Origin of the sequence: Sorangium sp. So ce362 (assembly GCF_051519845.1) — a bacterium.
Lineage (GTDB): Bacteria > Myxococcota_A > Polyangia > Polyangiales > Polyangiaceae > Sorangium.
The window spans coordinates 10392453-10408214 of record NZ_CP150332.1 but is presented as its reverse complement, the minus strand read 5'-3'; the positions used below and the strand labels follow the sequence as shown (position 1 = coordinate 10408214).

General features: G+C 74.4%; 11 protein-coding genes. 4 read left to right on the top strand and 7 right to left on the bottom strand.

The window, feature by feature from the left end; all coding sequences use genetic code 11:
* Positions 1 to 744, top strand: a complete 744-nt coding sequence (locus WMF17_RS40015; protein ID WP_437646367.1) for a hypothetical protein — start codon at positions 1 to 3, stop codon at positions 742 to 744.
* A gap of 165 nt (positions 745 to 909) precedes the next feature.
* Positions 910 to 1548, top strand: a complete 639-nt coding sequence (locus tag WMF17_RS40010) for a hypothetical protein (RefSeq protein WP_437598714.1) — start codon at positions 910 to 912, stop codon at positions 1546 to 1548.
* A 605-nt stretch (positions 1549 to 2153) separates the two neighbouring features.
* Here WMF17_RS40010 and WMF17_RS40005 read toward each other — a convergent pair.
* The 5 genes from WMF17_RS40005 to WMF17_RS39985 all read right to left on the bottom strand — a co-directional run bounded on the left by WMF17_RS40005 (position 2154) and on the right by WMF17_RS39985 (position 11499).
* Positions 2154 to 3086, bottom strand: a complete 933-nt coding sequence (locus WMF17_RS40005) for a 3-hydroxyacyl-CoA dehydrogenase family protein (protein WP_437646366.1) — start codon at positions 3084 to 3086, stop codon at positions 2154 to 2156.
* Positions 3083 to 3631 carry a hypothetical protein gene (locus WMF17_RS40000; protein WP_437598712.1) on the bottom strand — a complete coding sequence of 183 codons (549 nt, stop codon included), beginning with the start codon at positions 3629 to 3631 and terminating at the stop codon, positions 3083 to 3085. Before WMF17_RS40000 ends, WMF17_RS40005 begins: the two co-directional genes overlap by 4 nt.
* A gap of 76 nt (positions 3632 to 3707) precedes the next feature.
* Positions 3708 to 6173, bottom strand: a complete 2466-nt coding sequence (locus WMF17_RS39995) for an AAA family ATPase (RefSeq protein ID WP_437598710.1) — start codon at positions 6171 to 6173, stop codon at positions 3708 to 3710.
* 179 nt (positions 6174 to 6352) lie between these two features.
* Positions 6353 to 10879: a VIT domain-containing protein gene (locus WMF17_RS39990; protein ID WP_437646365.1), complete on the bottom strand. Its 4527-nt coding sequence runs from the start codon at positions 10877 to 10879 to the stop codon at positions 6353 to 6355.
* 5 nt (positions 10880 to 10884) lie between these two features.
* Positions 10885 to 11499, bottom strand: coding sequence for an RNA polymerase sigma factor (locus WMF17_RS39985; protein ID WP_437646364.1), 615 nt, complete (start codon positions 11497 to 11499; stop codon positions 10885 to 10887).
* Between the two features lie 263 nt (positions 11500 to 11762).
* Between WMF17_RS39985 and WMF17_RS39980 the strand changes: the two genes are divergently transcribed.
* Entirely contained in the window at positions 11763 to 12992 is a 1230-nt protein-coding gene (locus WMF17_RS39980) for a S1C family serine protease (RefSeq protein ID WP_437646363.1), read from the top strand.
* A 172-nt stretch (positions 12993 to 13164) separates the two neighbouring features.
* Entirely contained in the window at positions 13165 to 13938 is a 774-nt protein-coding gene (locus WMF17_RS39975) for a Stp1/IreP family PP2C-type Ser/Thr phosphatase (protein ID WP_437598706.1), read from the top strand.
* Positions 13939 to 14106: 168 nt separating this feature from the next.
* On the opposite strand, the gene WMF17_RS39970 is transcribed toward WMF17_RS39975, so the two are convergent.
* Complete coding sequence (locus tag WMF17_RS39970) at positions 14107 to 14595, bottom strand: hypothetical protein (RefSeq protein ID WP_437646362.1); 489 nt, start codon at positions 14593 to 14595, stop codon at positions 14107 to 14109.
* Positions 14592 to 15227 carry a sigma-70 family RNA polymerase sigma factor gene (locus WMF17_RS39965; RefSeq protein WP_437646361.1) on the bottom strand — a complete coding sequence of 212 codons (636 nt, stop codon included), beginning with the start codon at positions 15225 to 15227 and terminating at the stop codon, positions 14592 to 14594. Before WMF17_RS39965 ends, WMF17_RS39970 begins: the two co-directional genes overlap by 4 nt.
* Between the last annotated feature and the right edge of the window lie 535 nt (positions 15228 to 15762).

Below are 15762 nucleotides of genomic sequence, written 5' to 3'. Positions count from 1 at the left end.
GTGGCCGAGCCCAAGGCGCCGCCGCCCCGCGCCGGGTATGCGCCGGATCCTGCCGTGCGGCCCAGCGCGAAGCAGTGGGTCTTCGAGGTGCAGTACGCGAAGGGCAGGAGCTCGGTCTCTCGTGTGCGCTCGGTGACGCTCGACCGGCCTGCGGCGACGGCGCGCGTGATGGGCCGGTTTGCGCTCGAGCTTCACGTCGGTCAGGAGCTGCTCGATCGGGTCCGCTTCGACGTGCCGCTCACGGGCGACGCGCCCGAGCGTCCGACGAGCGTCCTGCTGCGCCGGCCGACGTTCGATCAGGGGGTGACGGCGCGGCTCCGCGTGCAGATGGCGGACAACCCGCGCGCGAGCTGGGCCAGGCTCGTGGACCGGAAGACGGGCGTGGAGGAGCGTTTCCTCTGGCCGCCGGGGCCTGACGGCCGGCTTGTATCGCTGAGCGCGCCGAGCCCGGCGGCGGTCGACGGGGGTCTGCAGGCGGATGCGGGGAGGTCGCCGGCGGACGCGGGGGGCTCTGCGGACGCTGGCGGGTTGCCGGCGGACGCGGGGTGGCCGGACGCGGGCTGGCCGCCGGCGGATGCGGGTCCGCCGGATGGAGGGTGGCCGCCGGTGGATGCGGGGCGCCCGGATGGAGGGTGGCCGCCGGCGGACGCGGGGTGGCCGGACGCCGGCTGGCCGCCGGTGGACGCCGGGCGCCCGCCGGATGCCGGGCAGCCGCCGGACCCGTTCAGGCCTCGGCGGAGGTAACTGGGGCCGCGGCATCGACGGCGCGCCGGCCGGTTTCGCGCGGTCGGTGGCGTGTCGCGCCGGGGTGCCGCCGCGAGCCTCCCTGCTCCCGGGGCGGCGGAGACCGTCGCTGGCCTGTGCAGCAAGGTTTCCCCTCCGGGCCGTGGCTGCGGTACCTTGGCGGGCATGCAGGACCGCTCGCTTGCTGTCATCGCGTCGCTCGCTCTCGCTGTCGTCGTCTCTGTGGCACCGGTCGCCGCCCAGCAGTCGCCGGAGGCTGCGCCTGCCGCTTCCTCGCCGCCGCGCAAGGATCCGAGCGGGCGCAGCGGTATCAGCCCGTACACGGAGCAGATCCTGAAGGGTCAGGCCTCGTTCGTGGCGCGCGACATCCCCGGCGCGATCGCAGGGTTCCAGGAGGCGATCAAGCTGGATCCCTCGAAGATGCTCGGCTTTTACCGTCTCGGCGAGGCGATGCTCGAGTCGGGCAATGCGGCGGAGGCCGAGGCGGCCTGGACGACGGCGCTCGGCAAGAAGGGTCCGGACGAGCTTCAGGCCAAGGTGCTCTTCTGCCTCGCGGATCTTCGCGAGCGTCAGAAGAGCTGGCAGGCGGCGAGGGAGGCGTGGGGGGCCTACGGCGCGTTCCTGACCAGCAATCCCAAGGCGGGCGGTTATCCGGCGACGGCGACCGAGCGGCAGAAGCAGATCGACCGGCGGGTGAAGGACGAGAAGGACTACGTCGCGGTCAAGGAGCGCATCGTCCAGCGCGAGGCCGAGCGCCAGAAAGAGGCGGAAGAGAACGCCAAGAAGGACACGCGGAACCGGTAGCGCGTCCTCGGCTGCGCGCGGCGGGCGCCGCGCGTCGCGCGCGCGTTGGATGGCCTGCGCTTCCGCCGGGGCAGGCGCGGCGCGCGCGAGGTGCCGGTATGGGGGGTGGAGGCCCGTCGTTGCGTGCGCGAGGGCCTCGATGGTACGCTAGAGGGGTTCGGACGCGCACGCAAAGGTCTCCGCCGCCGGATCTCGCGCGCGCGCCGGCGCGCAATCTCGGGGAGCTCGGTTTGCTCGGGAAGAGGGGATGTCGGGCCGAGCGCCACGTCGACAAGGCCTCTGAGGCGCTTGCGCTCGTCCTTGTCGAGGCCGCGGGTCGCGAGGAAAGTGACGGCCTTCTTGTCGCTCTGCTTCGTCCCGACGCGGTCCGGGCCGGCGCCGCTCTCGAGGGCGTCGAGCCGCGCGAGGAACGTGGCCACTCCAGATCGAGCAGGCTGCCTCCGTTATCCTCGCAGAGTCGCATTGAAACAGGGGACGCGAGGCGGCGCGTGAAGAGGATGAGCGAATCAAGCGGTCATCGAACTTCGGGGGAATCAACCTCTTCCTTCTTCGCGTGGTGTGGCGAGCCGGACGCCACCCCCGCTGCCCTCTCGACCACCCTCCCTTTACTTTAGGAGCTGGCGCCGGCCGCCGCCCTCGACGGGTTGGGCCCCCGCCTCGGTCCACCGGTAGAACCCCTCTCCCGTCTTCTTCCCGAGCTTCCCCGCCCGCACCATCTGCCGCAGGATCACCGGCGGCCGGAACTGCTCCCCCACCTCGCGGTGCAGGTGCTCCAGGATCGCGAGCCGCACGTCCAGCCCCACGAGGTCCGTCAGCTTCAGCGGCCCCATCGGGTGCCGGTACCCGAGCTCCATCGCGCGATCGATGTCGATCACCGACGCCACCCCGGACTCGAGCATCCGCATCGCCTCCGCGCCGAGCGCCACGCCCAGCCGGCTCGTCGCGAAGCCGGGCGTGTCGCTCACCACGATCGGCGTCTTGGCCAGGCGCCTCGCCACCGACACCGCCGCCGTCACCGTCGCCTCGTCGGTCTCCAGCCCCCGCACCACCTCGAGCAGCTCCATCACCGGCGGCGGGTTGAAGAAATGCAGGCCGACCGTGCGCGCGCCCGCCCCGAGCCGGCGGCCGAGCTCCGTGATGCTCAGGCTCGACGTGTTCGAGCCGAGCAGCGCCCCCTCCGGCGCCGCCGCCTTCGCCCGGCCGAGCACCTCCACCTTGAGGTCCATCCGCTCGGGCACCGCCTCGATCACGAGATCGGCGTCCGCCGCCGCGCGCGCGAGATCCGGCGACGCGACCAGCATCCCGATCATCTCGCTGCGCGCCTCGTTGAGCATCTTGCCCTTCTGCACGAGGCGATCGGTCGCGCGCTTGATGTCCTCGATCGCCGCGCCGATGCGCGCGGCGTCCACGTCGTGGAGGCGCGTCACGTAGCCGGCGATCGCCGTGACCTGCGCGATCCCCTGGCCCATCGTGCCCGCGCCGAGCACGAGCACCGTGCGCATCCGCGCGGCGGCGGTGTCCACCACCGGCTCGCTCACTTCGGCGGAGCCGGCGGCGGCGCCTTCGCGGCGTCCTTCTGCCGCGCATCCATACGCTTGCGCACGGCGTCCACCTCCTGGGGCGTCAGCTTGCGCAGGTTCGCCGGTCCCGGCGCGGCGGGGGCCGCGGCGCCGCCTTCCCTCGCGCGCTCGGCCGCCGCGCGCAGGGTCTCCGCGGCGGGCCCCGACGCGGGCCCGGTCGGCGCGACCGGGCGCGCTCCCGCCGGGCGCGCGTCGGCTCCAGGCGCCGGGCGCGCGTTGGCCCCAGGCGCCGGGCGCGCGCCCACCGCGGTCGCCGGGCGGGCATCGGCCGGCGCCGGGCGCGCGCCGGTCGGTGCGGCCTGATCCGCGGCGCTGCCGTCGCTGCTCATCACGAGGAACGTGACGCCCGCCACCGCGAAGAGCGCGAGCCCCAGCGGGGGGAGCCAGCTCGGGGTCGGCGGCTCGTCGGCCGGCAGCGCGCGGGCGGGCTCCCCGTCGAAGCCGTGGTGGTCGCTCACGTCGTGCGCCGCGGCCGCGTGAGCCTCTTGATGGGCCGTGCTCATGCGCAGACCGTTGCCGCACTTCGCAAGCGGCGTCGAGGGGGTTCCACGCGCCGCTGGCCAGAGCCGCCGGGCGCGCTCAGCCCGCGAGCTTCCGGTGGCTGTCGAGCGCCGCGCGCTGGTCCTCGAGATCGTCGCCGTACACGGCCTCGATCGCCTCGGCCGCGAGGCGGTGCTGCCGCTCCGCCGCCGCCTTCGGCTGCATCCCGTACGCCGCGTCGCGGATCAGCACCGTGCAGAACTCGAAGCGGTGCTCCCCCATCCGCGACCAGATCCGCTGCGCCTCGCCGAAGCGCAGGCCCTCCACGAGGGCCGAGGCGTCCGGGATCATCCGGGCGAGCACGCGCGTGTCGAACTCGCGCCCCAGCACCGCCGCGGAGATGACCGTCTGCCGCATCCGCGGCTCCAGCCGATCGAGCCGGGCGACGAGCAGGCTGTTCACGGTCCGCGGCGGCATGAACCGGCTCGATCGCGCGGCCTCGTGGGTCGACCCGTAGCGGCCGTCCTCCAGCCAGTACGCGAGGATCTCCTGCGCGAAGAACGGGTTGCCGCCCGCGGTCTGGCCGAGCAGCGACTCGAGCATCGTGGGGATCGGGCCGCCGAAGAACGGCTCCGCGAGCGCGTGCAGCCGCTCCTGCGGCAGCGGCGCGAGCTCGATGACCTGCGACGGGATGCCGGCGTCGAGCGGGATGCGGACGTCCCCCCCCTCGCTCGCTGGCCGCGCCGAGCAGATCACCGCGAGCGGCAGATCCCGGCAGGCGGACGTGATCGCGCGCACCGCCTCGAGCGAGGTCGGATCCGCCCACTGCGCGTCGTCGAGGTGCACGACCACCGGCTGCAGCGAGCTCTCGGCGACGAGCAGCGCGGAGAGCGCCGCGAGGGCCTCGTCGCGCCGCCCGGCCTCGGCCTCCGGCGTCGCCGGCTCCTCGCCCCGCAGCCTGAGCAGCCGCGCGAGCGCCTCGCGCGACCCGTCGATCCCCTGCCGCACCTCGGTCCAGGCCTCGGGCAGCCGCTCCAGGAGGAGCTGGAGCGCGAGATCGAGCCCCGCCTGCTTCGCGCGCTGGCCGATCTCGGACGAGATGCCGAGGTACTCCTTGAGCGCGAACTCGAACGCGTAGAGCGGGGCCTTCAGCGTCTGATCGCAGCGGGCCTCGATCCACAGGAGCGGGCGCATGTCCATGAGCTGCGAGCGCTGGTGGCGGTAGCTGTGCACGAGGTAGCTCTTGCCGATGCCGGCCTCGCCGAGGATGTACACGACCCCGGCGGAGCGCCCGGCGAAGGTGGGCTCGAGCGCGCGCGTGAGCCGGTCGAGCTCGGCCTCGCGGCCGATCGGGCCGAGATCGTAGAACTCCTCCTGCACGGCGATGCGCCGCCGCTCGAGCGAGTAGACGAGGATCGGCAGGTCGAACCCGTCGAACCGGAAGATGTTCTCGGTCGACCACTGGTGGCTCGCCTCGCCCGCGAGGAACGCGCGCTCGTCCGCCCAGATCGACGACGGCGCGCCCTTGCGCGCGATCTGCGCGGCGAGGTGGACGGCGCGGCCGAGGCAGGCGAACTCGCGGCGGCCCCCGGCGCCGAAGAAGCCGACCAGGCAGCGCGCGCGGGTGATGCCCACCGCGAGGCGGGGCACGCCGAGGCCGTTGCTCTTGAGCTCGAGCGCGAAGTCGAGGGCGCGATCGTGATCGCTCTCGTGCGCGACGGGCACGCCGAAGTAGAACAGCGCGCCGAAGCCGCGCTCCGTCACCTTCATGCCGGCGAACGTGGCGCCGTACATCGCCGCGATCTCGTGCAGCTGTTGAATGAGCTCCGTCGGGCTCGCCACCCGATCGAGCGAGAGCGAGACCGTCGTCACCTCGCGGATCTCGCCCTGCGGGGCGAGATCTCCCGCGCCCGGCGGCAGGAACGCCTCGGCGTCCGCGTCCGTCGGGGTCGCGTCGACCGTCAGCGAGGGGGGCTCGGTCAGGAGATCCGCCTCGTCGAGCTCCGCCACGCTCTCCCGGGCCGAGGGGAGCCGCTCGCGGAAGCTGCGATCGAGGTGGAGCTCGCTATCGTCCACCCCGCGATCGGTCGCCTGGCAGGCCTCGACCGCGGGGCCGTAGAGCAGGAAATAAGCGCGATCGTGGGCGATCCGCACGATCGTCCAGTGGACCGAGCCCCACGCGAGCCCGATCCTGAACGGCATCTGCGCGCCGCCGGCGCCGAGCGCGCGTCGCGCGGCGAGCTCCAGGAGGTTGCGCCGCATCGCGAGGGCCGCGCTGCGCGCGTGCCGGGTGACGTTCCGCCCCGGCCGATCGGGGAAGAGCGCGGTGAACCCGCCGCCGGGCGAGAACGCCGCGACGAACCCGCCCGACTGGTGCACGGCCTCGAAGAGCGGATCGAAGAGCGCGCGCAGCGCGTCCGGATCGATCGCCTGACGCGCGATCATCTGCTCGGCGAGCTCCACGACGGCCGGCAGCGATACATGCAGGACCGCCGCGTCAACGGCTCCCGCGTATTGCCCTTCGGCGTCCTGTTCGAGGATGAAGTCCGGGACGAGCGGATTCATGTCGAAACTGTATCGGGGATCTCCTCGCGACACGAGCGCGGCGGGGGATCCTTTCGATCCCCGGGCGAGCGCGCCTGGGCGTGCGCCGGAAAGGCTGTTCAGGCGATGCGTCGGGAGGGGTGTTCAGACAAGGGGGCAGCGCGTGGGCGGGGGTCACTCCCGTCAGAGCGGCGCGCTTGTCAGTCGTCGACCGGCACCAGGCGGGAGGTGAAGAAGACGCGCACCGTGCCGAGCTCGACGCGCGCGCCCTCGAGCGTGAAGGGCACCTTGCGGGTCTCTCCCGCGAGGCGAAGGGTCAGCTCGCCGCGCACGGCGCCGAGCGCGCCGGAGAGGGCGGACGGCGAGGCGCCGTCGCCGGCCGACGCGCGCGCGATCTCGACGATGTAGCTCCCCCTGGGGAGGCTCCGCAGCGCGAGCGACTCCGAGCGCGTGCTCGTCGCGTCGCGCGAGCGTACACCCAGCGGCCCGAGGGGGGAGCCCATCCAGGAGAGGCGCCGCCCCTGCGCGTCGATGAGCGCGAGGTCGAGGTCGGCGCCGCCGGTCCACTCGGCGCTGAGCCGCACGTCGCCGGGCAGGTCCGCGGACGGCGGCGCGTCCGGCCGCGCGAGCCGGCTGTCGACCGCCGCCCGGACGTCCGAGGTCAGGTCGAGGCGGAGCTGGCCCGCGAGCTCGCTCATGCCGCCCTCGCCGGCGCACCGGACCGCGGCGGCGACGAGCTTCGCGTCGGCGGGCGCGAGGTCGGCGAGCGCCACCCGGTGCTGGCACGCGTACGCGGGCCGGCCCGCCGCGTCCCAGAGCTCGGCGAGGCGCGTCTGGATCGCCCGGTCGCCGGGGCGCACGTCGGCGAGGCCCCCGAGGATGCGCACGGCGCGATCGCGATCGCCCTGGCGAGCCGCGAGGTCGGCGCGGGCGATGAGCGCGTCGGGGTCGAGCGCGTCGCGCCCGCTCCAGCGCGCGGTCAGCTCCTGGGCCTCGCCGAGCCGGCCGGTCGTGGCGTAGAGCGCGTAGAGGCCCGCTGTCCTGTCGCGGCTGTCTGGGGCCGCGGCGAGCGTCGCCTCGGCCTCCGCCGTCTTCGCGGCGCTCCCGGGCGCGAGCGTGTTCGTCGCGTCGAAGCTCACCTTGCGATCGAACACCCGGCGCATCGGGATCATCCGCCGCGGCCGCGGGCGCGACCATTCCTCGGCGTCATCGCGCGCGGCCTTCCGGGCGCGGTCGCCGGGGAAGGGCTCCGCCGACGGCGGCACCGTGGGGGCGGCGGTCGTCGGCGCCGGCGCCGGCGGGGCGCCGTCGAGCGGGGCCGAGAGGGGTTCGAACGGGTTCGCGGGCATGTCGGGGAGGGGGCGGGCGGGCCGCGAGGGTGCGGCGGCGCCAGCCGACCTGCGAGCCGGCGCTGCGTTCCCCTGCGCCCAGCCGCGGCCGCCGCCGCCGAAGCCGCTGCCCGACAGGCCGAGGTCCCCCGCGTGCCCGGCCCCTTTCCTCTCCTCCGCAGCGCTCTCGTCCGCCGCGTCGTCGGGCTGCTCCCCCTCGGCGCCCGCGCTCACGCCCTGGGCCTGCTCCTCGCCCGTGAAGGCGGAGGCGATGCCGTCCCGCTCGAGGCCGAACGCCTTGAACATCGCCTCGCTCTCCAGGACGAGCAGCGACGTGAACCGGCTCGCCACGGAGAAGCGCCGCGACAGCTCGATGATCGCGGGCTTCTGCGCGTCGCCGCCGGTCTCCTCGAGCTCCGCGATCTTCGCCGCGGCGTAGAGGCGCGGGACGAAGGCGTTGCCCGCGCCCGTGCCGGCGACGATGCTCACGGGGTAGGTCTGCTCGAAGCGCTCGCCCGAGACGCGGCCCCGGAGGCGGATCGCGCCGGTGACGTCGGCGCCGGAGCTCATCCGGGCCACGACGAGCGCCTCGCCGCCGGCGCGGATCGGGTCGAGCCGCGCCGGCGTGACCTGGGTGAGGCCGGGCGGCAGCTCGAGCTCCGGATCGCGCAGCGCGAGGCCGTAGGCGGCGCCGAGGACCGACTGCGCCGCGCTCGCGACCTTCTGGCCGGGCACGTAGGGGACCATCACCCCGCCGCCGCCCCGCGCGAGCGCCCTGAGCGACGTCGTGTCCGCGTCGCTCCCGAGCGCGACCGCGATCACGGCGGCGCCGTCCGCGGGGACGGCGCCGCGCACCGCGGCCTCGATGTGGAGGGGGCGCGTCGGGCCGACCGAGGGCGTGCCGTCGCCGAGGTAGAGGATCCGGAGCTCCTTGCCGTCGAGCGGGCCGGCGGCGGCGCGCGCGGCGATCATCGCGGCGGCGAGATTGCTGCCGCCGTCGGGCTCGATGCCCCCGAGGAAGCGCTCGACCTCGCCCGCCGACGCGGCGCCGGGGGCCATGGGCCGCGCGGCGCCGCCCTGGCCGCCCTCGCCGAGGGAGCGGCAGAGCGTGTCGCACGCGATCACGACGACCTCGTCGCGCCGGTCCATCTCGCGGACGATCGACGAGGCGAGCCGCGTCGCGCGGGCGAAGCGCTCGCCGACCATGGACCGGCTCGAGTCGACGACGATCGCGTGGCGCCGCGAGGTCGTCTCCTCCCAGCGGGGGAGCCGGGGCCGGATCGCGATCGCGACGTAGGGCGACGTGTCGCTGGCGATGGCCCGCGCCGCGGCGAGCGACGCCTCGTGCTCCGCGCCGTCGCCCTTCGCCGCGCCGGCGTTCTTCGGCGCGCCCGCGGCGCGGAGCGCGGGCGGCTGCGGCGCCGCGGCGGGAGGCATTCGGTAGGCCCACGCGGTGACCGGCCGAGCGCGATCGGGGAGCGCGTACTCGACCGTGAGGTCGCCGGCCGGCGTGAACCCCTGGGCGTGCAGCGCACGCCGGTCGGCCGCGCCCTCCGCGGGCGCGGCGGCGAGCTCGTAGCCGCGCGTCTCGACGCCGAACGCCCGGTCGTGGCCGAGCACCTGGAGGTCGAGCGAGAAGTCGCCGATGTTCGTCGTGCCGCTCTGGTCGTGCGCGAGCGGGTAGGTGAAGCGCCGGACGCCGCCCGACTGCTCGACGAGCTGCGTGTAGGTGAGCACGACGCGGCGCGAGCCGCGCTTCGGGATGGGGAAGATGCGGAGCTCGAACCGGCCGCCGCGCTGCCACTCGAGCAGCGCGGGGTCGCGCCACGGGCCCGGGACCCAGATGATCTCCTCGCGCGGCTTGGGCGCCTTGGGGGCGGCGTTCTGGAGGACGCCGCGCCAGATCGCGGCCCCGCGGTCGCGGTCGACGAACGCGCCCTCGATGAGCTTGCCGTCCACCTCGAGCGCGAGCCGCTCGATCTGGGCGCCCGGCGGGAGCGGGAAGCGGAAGATGCCCTCGAGCTCCTCGTCGGTGTCGTTGGCGAAGGTCTCGTCGATCTCCGTCCGGGCGACGACGTCGACGATCCGCACCTTGACCGCGTGCTTCGCGAGCCGCACGGCCCGCTCCTTTTCCTGCGTCGCGCCCGGCTTGCGCGCCCTGAGCTCGCCGAGGCCGCGGAGCGCCGGCGCGTCGGCCTCCTCGGCGGAGCGGTCGCTCCACGAAAGCGTGTCGGCGATCGAGGTCGCGATCGCGACCTCCGGCGCGGCGCCCTTCGCGAGCGTCGCCTCCTCGCCGGCGCGCACCTCGACGGGCTCGCCCTGCTCGCCGGTGACGCGCACGGCGCCGCGCGCGACCTCGACCGAGGCGCGCCCGGCGCTCGCGGTGACCGCGAGCTTCGTCCCGAGCACCTCGATCTCGCCGTGCGGCACCTGGATGCGCGCGGGCGGCGCTCCGGGGGCCGGGGCGACGTCGAGGACGACGGCGCCGGCTTCGACCCGCGCGCGGCGGGCGTCGCCGGCGACCCACACGCGCGAGCCGCGGTCGATGGCGAGCGCGGAGCCGTCCGCGAGCGCGAGGTGCGCGCGCGTCCGCGTGTCGGTGCGCAGGATCGCGCCCTCCGGGAGCGCCGCGCCCGCGGCGAGCGGCGCGCAGGCGCCCGCGGCGTCGCACGCCTCGAGGCCGCCCGACTTGTCGGCCGACGCGCGCGAGACCGAGGCGACCTTGCCCGACCACGGCGCGCCCGCGGTCACGGCGACGGCCGGCGTCTCCTCGCCGCTGCGCAGCAGGACGACCCCGGCCGTCATCGCCGCCGCGGCGGCCAGGGCGGCGGCGCCGATGGCCGAGCGCCGCCCGAAGACGGCGCCTCGCGCGCGGCGCGGCGCCGGTGCGGCCCGCTCCGGGCTGGAGGGGCGCGCTCCGCCGGCGTGCGCGCCGGCGGGCGAGCTGCCCGTGCGCGCGTCGGTCATGTCGGCGGTGCGCGCGTCGGTCATGACGGCGGTGCGCGCGTCGGTCATGACGGCGGTGCGCGCGTCGGTCATGTCGCCTGCGCGCGCGTCCGCCAGCGCCTCCCCCGCGCGCATCTCGCCCGTGCGCGCCTCCCCGGTGCGCGCCTCGGGCACCGCCTTGAGGACGGCGCCGCTCGACGCGCCCTCCGGGGGCCGCGCCGCCTCGAGCCGCCGGAGCAGCGCCTCGGCGAAGTCGCCCGCCGGCCGGAAGTCCGCGCCCGCCGCGGCCGCGAGCTCCGCGGCCCGCGTCGCGTCGTGGCGCAGGTCGCGGCACGCGTCGCAGCCGGCGATGTGCTCGTACAGCGCCGGCCGCGCCGTCCCGTCGAGCACCTCCGCGAGCTGCTCCTCGACCTCGCCGCACAGCCCAGCCGAACCCGTTCCTGTCGCGCTCATCGCCCTCACTCCTCGCCCAGATCGGCCCTGAGCCGCACCAGCGCGCGGCTGACCCGCTTGCGCGCCGCCGCCTCGTCGATCCCGCACGCGATGGCCACCTCCTTGAAGGAGAGCCCCGCGTCGAACCGCAGCACCACCGCCTCGCGCTCGCTCGGCTTGAGCCGCGAGAGCGCGGCGCGGGCGCGCTCGGCCCGCTCGCGCTCCAGCGCGAGCTCGCTCGCATCCGGCCGCGGCCGCGTGTCGTGCACGAGCCGCAGCCGCGCCTCGCGCCGCGCCCTGAGCTCCGTGTGCCGCCCGCAGATGCGCCGCGCGATCCCGAAGAGCCAGGCCCGCACGCTCCCCTCGGCGCGGTACTGAGGGAAGGCATCGAACGCCGCGAGCAGCGTCTCCTGCACCAGCTCCTCGCTCTCGGCCTGCGACCCGGTGAACGCCATGCACAGCCGGCCCAGCGGCAGGGCGTAGGCCCTCGCACACCGCGACAGCGCTTCCCGGAAGTCGCCTGCCCCGATCAGCCCCTCGATCGCCCGAGCCTCGTCCGCCCGCGCGTCGCCCTCGGTCCGCGTGTCGCCCTCGGTCCGCGCGTCGACCCCCGCCCCTACGAGCGCTAACCCAGCTGCCATCGCTGCCTCATCGCCGGCCATGTGCCCCCGTCCCCCGCGTTCGTGACCGGATTTTTTTCGCCCCCGCCCCCGGCGGGCTCCGGTGCCCGATCCCACCGTACCGGGCGGTCCGGCCTTTGCCTTTTGCAATACGATCCCAGCCGCAGCAGAATCGGCAGGTCGCCTCAGGAGCCGCGCTTATGAATGAGACAAGCCCGTCTGTTTTCGCGAAGGCCACCGTGCCCGGGGGGGCCGGGTCGAGCGCTCCCGTTGACACGTCGCCTGTGAAGCGATGGAGACGGTCGCTGGCGTTCGCCCTCGCCGCGTCGTTCGCCGGCGCGCTCGCCTCGCCCGCGGCGCTCGCGCAGGGCGCGCCGGACGAGGAGCCAGCTCAGGAGGAGGCGGAGGACGAGGCGCCGCCGCCGGCCCAGAAGGCGCGCAATCGGGGGGTGCTCCCGGCCCGCGCCGACGTGGGCGTGAAGGAGAGGAAGGCGGCCCCGGTGGATCCGAAGCGGGGCCCGGCCGAGAAGGACAGGGACCGGGACAAGGCGGAGCCGTCGGTCGAGGAGCGCGCCGCGCGCGGCGTGGCGATCGTCGAGCGGGGCGGGCAGGTCCTCGGCCTCGGCGCGGTGCTCGCCGGCGACGGGCGTATCCTGACGGCGCTCTCGCCGCTCGGCGCGGGCAACGACCTCACGGCGCGCCTCGCCGACGGGACCACCGTCCGGGTGAAGCTCGGCCACCACGACCGCGTGTGGGATCTCGCGCTGCTCGTGCCGCAGACCGGCAGGTGGACCGAGGGGCTCACCGCCTCGTCGCGCGATCCGGTGCGGCCGGACGCGCAGATCCGCTCGTTCTCGGCGGCGCGCGGCAAGGTCGCGGCCGTCCCGCTCGTGCTGCGATCGCGCCGGACGCTCCTCGGCGGCGACGACCGGCAGCTCGACGACGCGATCGAGCTCGGGTCGCGCATCTCGCCGCTCGATCTGGGCGCGCCGATCCTCGACGAGGACGGCCGCGTGGTCGCGGTCCTCGGGCGCGGCTGCGCTCCGAACGAGGGCAAGCCCTGCACGCCGGTCGCCTTCGGCGCGCCGATCCGCGCGATCCGGGGGTTCCTCCGCGCCGTGCCGAAGGCGGCGGTGCAGCCCGCGGGGTGGCTCGGGATCCAGGGGATCAGCGAGGCCGCGCCGGTGGCCAAGGGGGTCAGGGTCACGGTGGTCCACCCCGGGAGCCCCGCGGACGAGGCCCGCCTGAAGGGCGGCGATCGCGCGACGAGCGACATGATCCTCGCGGTCGGCGGCGTGCCCGTCACCAGCCCCGAGGCGCTCGCCGACGCGATCCGCACGCACGCGATCGGCGAGAAGGTCCCTCTGACCTTGCTGAGCGGCGGGAAGTACCGGCAGGTCACGGTGCTGCTCCGCGCCGCCCCGGACCCGAAGGCCGCCGCGACGAGGATGCCCGAGGCCGAGCTGCCGCCGCCGAGCTCGAGCGGCCGAGCCACCGAAGAGTACCGCAAGTAAGCGAAAAATGATGTGGGCCCCCGCCGGGATTCTATAAGCTCGGCGCTCGGGCGCGATCCGGTTGACACTGCGTCAACCGAACCTCCAGGATCGGGCTTGAGCGGCTCTATCGGGGCGCTCGCGGTTCTCATTCGGCCTCGCGCCTCGCGCGGGGCCTTCGATCGGGTGATCCGTGTCCCAAACGTTTCGAATCGAAGTGGCCGGCGAGACGAACGTCGGGCGCAAGCGCAACCACAACGAGGACAACTTCGGCATCATGGTGGAGTACGGCCTCTTCATGGTCGCCGATGGGATGGGGGGGCATGCGTCGGGCGAGGTCGCGTCGAAGATGGCTGTCGAGGCGATGCAGGACTTCTTCGCCCAGACGCAGGACGACCCGGAGCGGACCTGGCCCTACAAGATGGACAGGTCCAAGGGCTATGAAGAGAACCGCCTGATCACGGGCATCAAGCTCGCCAACCTGCGTATTTACGAGACGGCGCAGCGCGAGGCGAAGAAGCGGGGAATGGGGACGACGTTCGTCGGCATCTTCACGGCGAACGACGGCGTCTACGTCGCCCACGTCGGCGACAGCCGGGTCTACCGCTTCCGCGAGGGTCGGCTCGAGATGCTCACCGAGGACCACTCGCTCCTCAACGACTACATCAAGATGAAGCGGCTCACGCCGGAGGAGATCGCGAACTTCCCGCACAAGAACGTGATTGTGCGCGCGCTCGGCATGAAGGACACGGTCAAGGTCGACACCCGCTTCGAGGTGCCGCAGCTGAACGACACCTACATCCTCTGCTCCGACGGTCTCTCCGGCCCGGTGAGCGACGCCGAGATGGCCCACATCCTGATCGAGCACCAGGACATCCAGGTCGCGACCGCGAAGCTGATCGAGCGCGCGAACGAGAACGGCGGCCCCGACAACGTCACCTGCGTCCTCGTCCGCTGGACCCAGTGAGCGGCGGTCACCCGCTGCGGATACGGGCCCACCTCGACGTTTTCGGTGCTCGGCGTACTGGAGTACGCCTCCGCGCCGAAAACGCCGATCTGGGCCCGTCTCCTGTGCGGGTGACCGCCGCTCGGCAAACGGCGGTCCGGGGGAGCGGCGCTCAGGGGAGGGCGCCGCTCAGGGAAGAGCGCCGCCGCTCCAGGGGACCAGGACGAGGAAGACGAAGGCGATGAGGCCAAGCATGAACAGGCTCGTCATCAGGTAGGTCGAGCGCGGCGAGCGCGCGGTGCTCCAGCCGTCCCCGTAGAACTTGCCGCGTGAGCGCGTGCGGATCCGCCGCTGCACACCGCGGAGCAAGCCCGGCGGCGCCGCAGGGGGCGCGCGCATGGCGCCGCGGACCAGCTCGCGTAGATCGATCTCGTCGACCAGCGGAAGATCGCCGTCGTCAGGCAGATCAGCGTCGTCGGGCAGGTCGCGCGGCGGCGCGGAGGTGTCGCGCGGCGGCGCGGAGATGTCGCGCGGCGGCGCGGAGGTGTCGCGCGGCGGCGCGGAGGTGTCGCGCGACACCTCCGCGGGGGGCGGCGTGGGATGGCTGCCGCTCTCCACGCCCGAAGCGGCCGGCTCCTCGGCTTGCCCCGTACGCCTGGGGTCGTCCGCTCCGCTCATTTCCCGCCTCTCACCTTCTCGCCCATCACCTTCTCGACCAGCGCGCGGAGCTGCCCGCGCGCGCGATGGATCCGGCTCTTCACAGTCCCGTCCGGTAAACCCGTCACCGAGGCGATCTCTTCGTAGGACATGTCCTCGACGTCGCGAAGGATGAGCGCCTCGCGGAACTCGGGATCGAGCTGGCCGATGGCGTGCTTCACGACCGCCTCGAGCTGCATCCCCTCGACGAGCTCGTCGGGGCGGCTCACATCGCCGACGCTCACGCCCTTCGCGGCGGACAGCGGCACCCGCTCGGCCATGGCGTCGACGTCGTCCTGGGCGTCGGCGTGCCGCCGCGAGAGGTACTTCGTCCGGTTCTTACAGAGGTTCACGGCGATGCGGTAAATCCAGGTCGAGAGCTTCGATTCGCCGCGGAACTGGTCGATCGCCTTGAAGACCTGCACGAAGACTTCCTGGGACAGGTCCTCGGCCTCGTCGCGCCGGCCGAGCATGCGGTAGACGAGCGCGAACACGCGGCGCTCGTACATGATCACGAGCTCGTTGAACGCGCTCTCATCACGCGCGACGAGCCGCGCGATGAACTGGGCCTCGTTCACCTCGACGGGCGCCGTGGGCTCGCGCTCGGGCTCCACGCCCACAGGAATCGGGACGCCGCGAGCCGCGCCTGCACGGATCGAGGCGCCGCGGTCCGCATCTGCACGGGTCGACGCGCCGCGTACGCGGTCCGCATCTGCATGGGGCGACGCGCCGCGTACGCGGTCCGCATCGGCATGGGGCGACGCGCCGCGTACGCGGTCCGCATCTGCACGGGGCGACGCGCCGCGTACGCGGTCCGCATCTGCACGGGGCGACGCGCCGCGTACGCGGTCCGCATCTGCATGGGGCGGGGATCCGCGTACGCGGTCCGCATCTGCATGGGGCGGGGATCCGCGTACGCGGTCCCCTTCATCGCTCGCCACGCCGTCCGGTCCTCCAGGATCCAGGGTCTCGCCCCCGCCCCGCGGCAGGCGCAGAGCCTTCGGTGAGACCACGGTAAACAACCCCGGCTCGACCGCGCCAGACAATAGCGAGCAGGCAGCGGCGCCCGACGCGCCAGCGACGCCGTGCGGCCGCGCCGGAGGCGCTCCCGTGCGCTCGATGGAGATCGCCCATCACGATCCCCCCTCA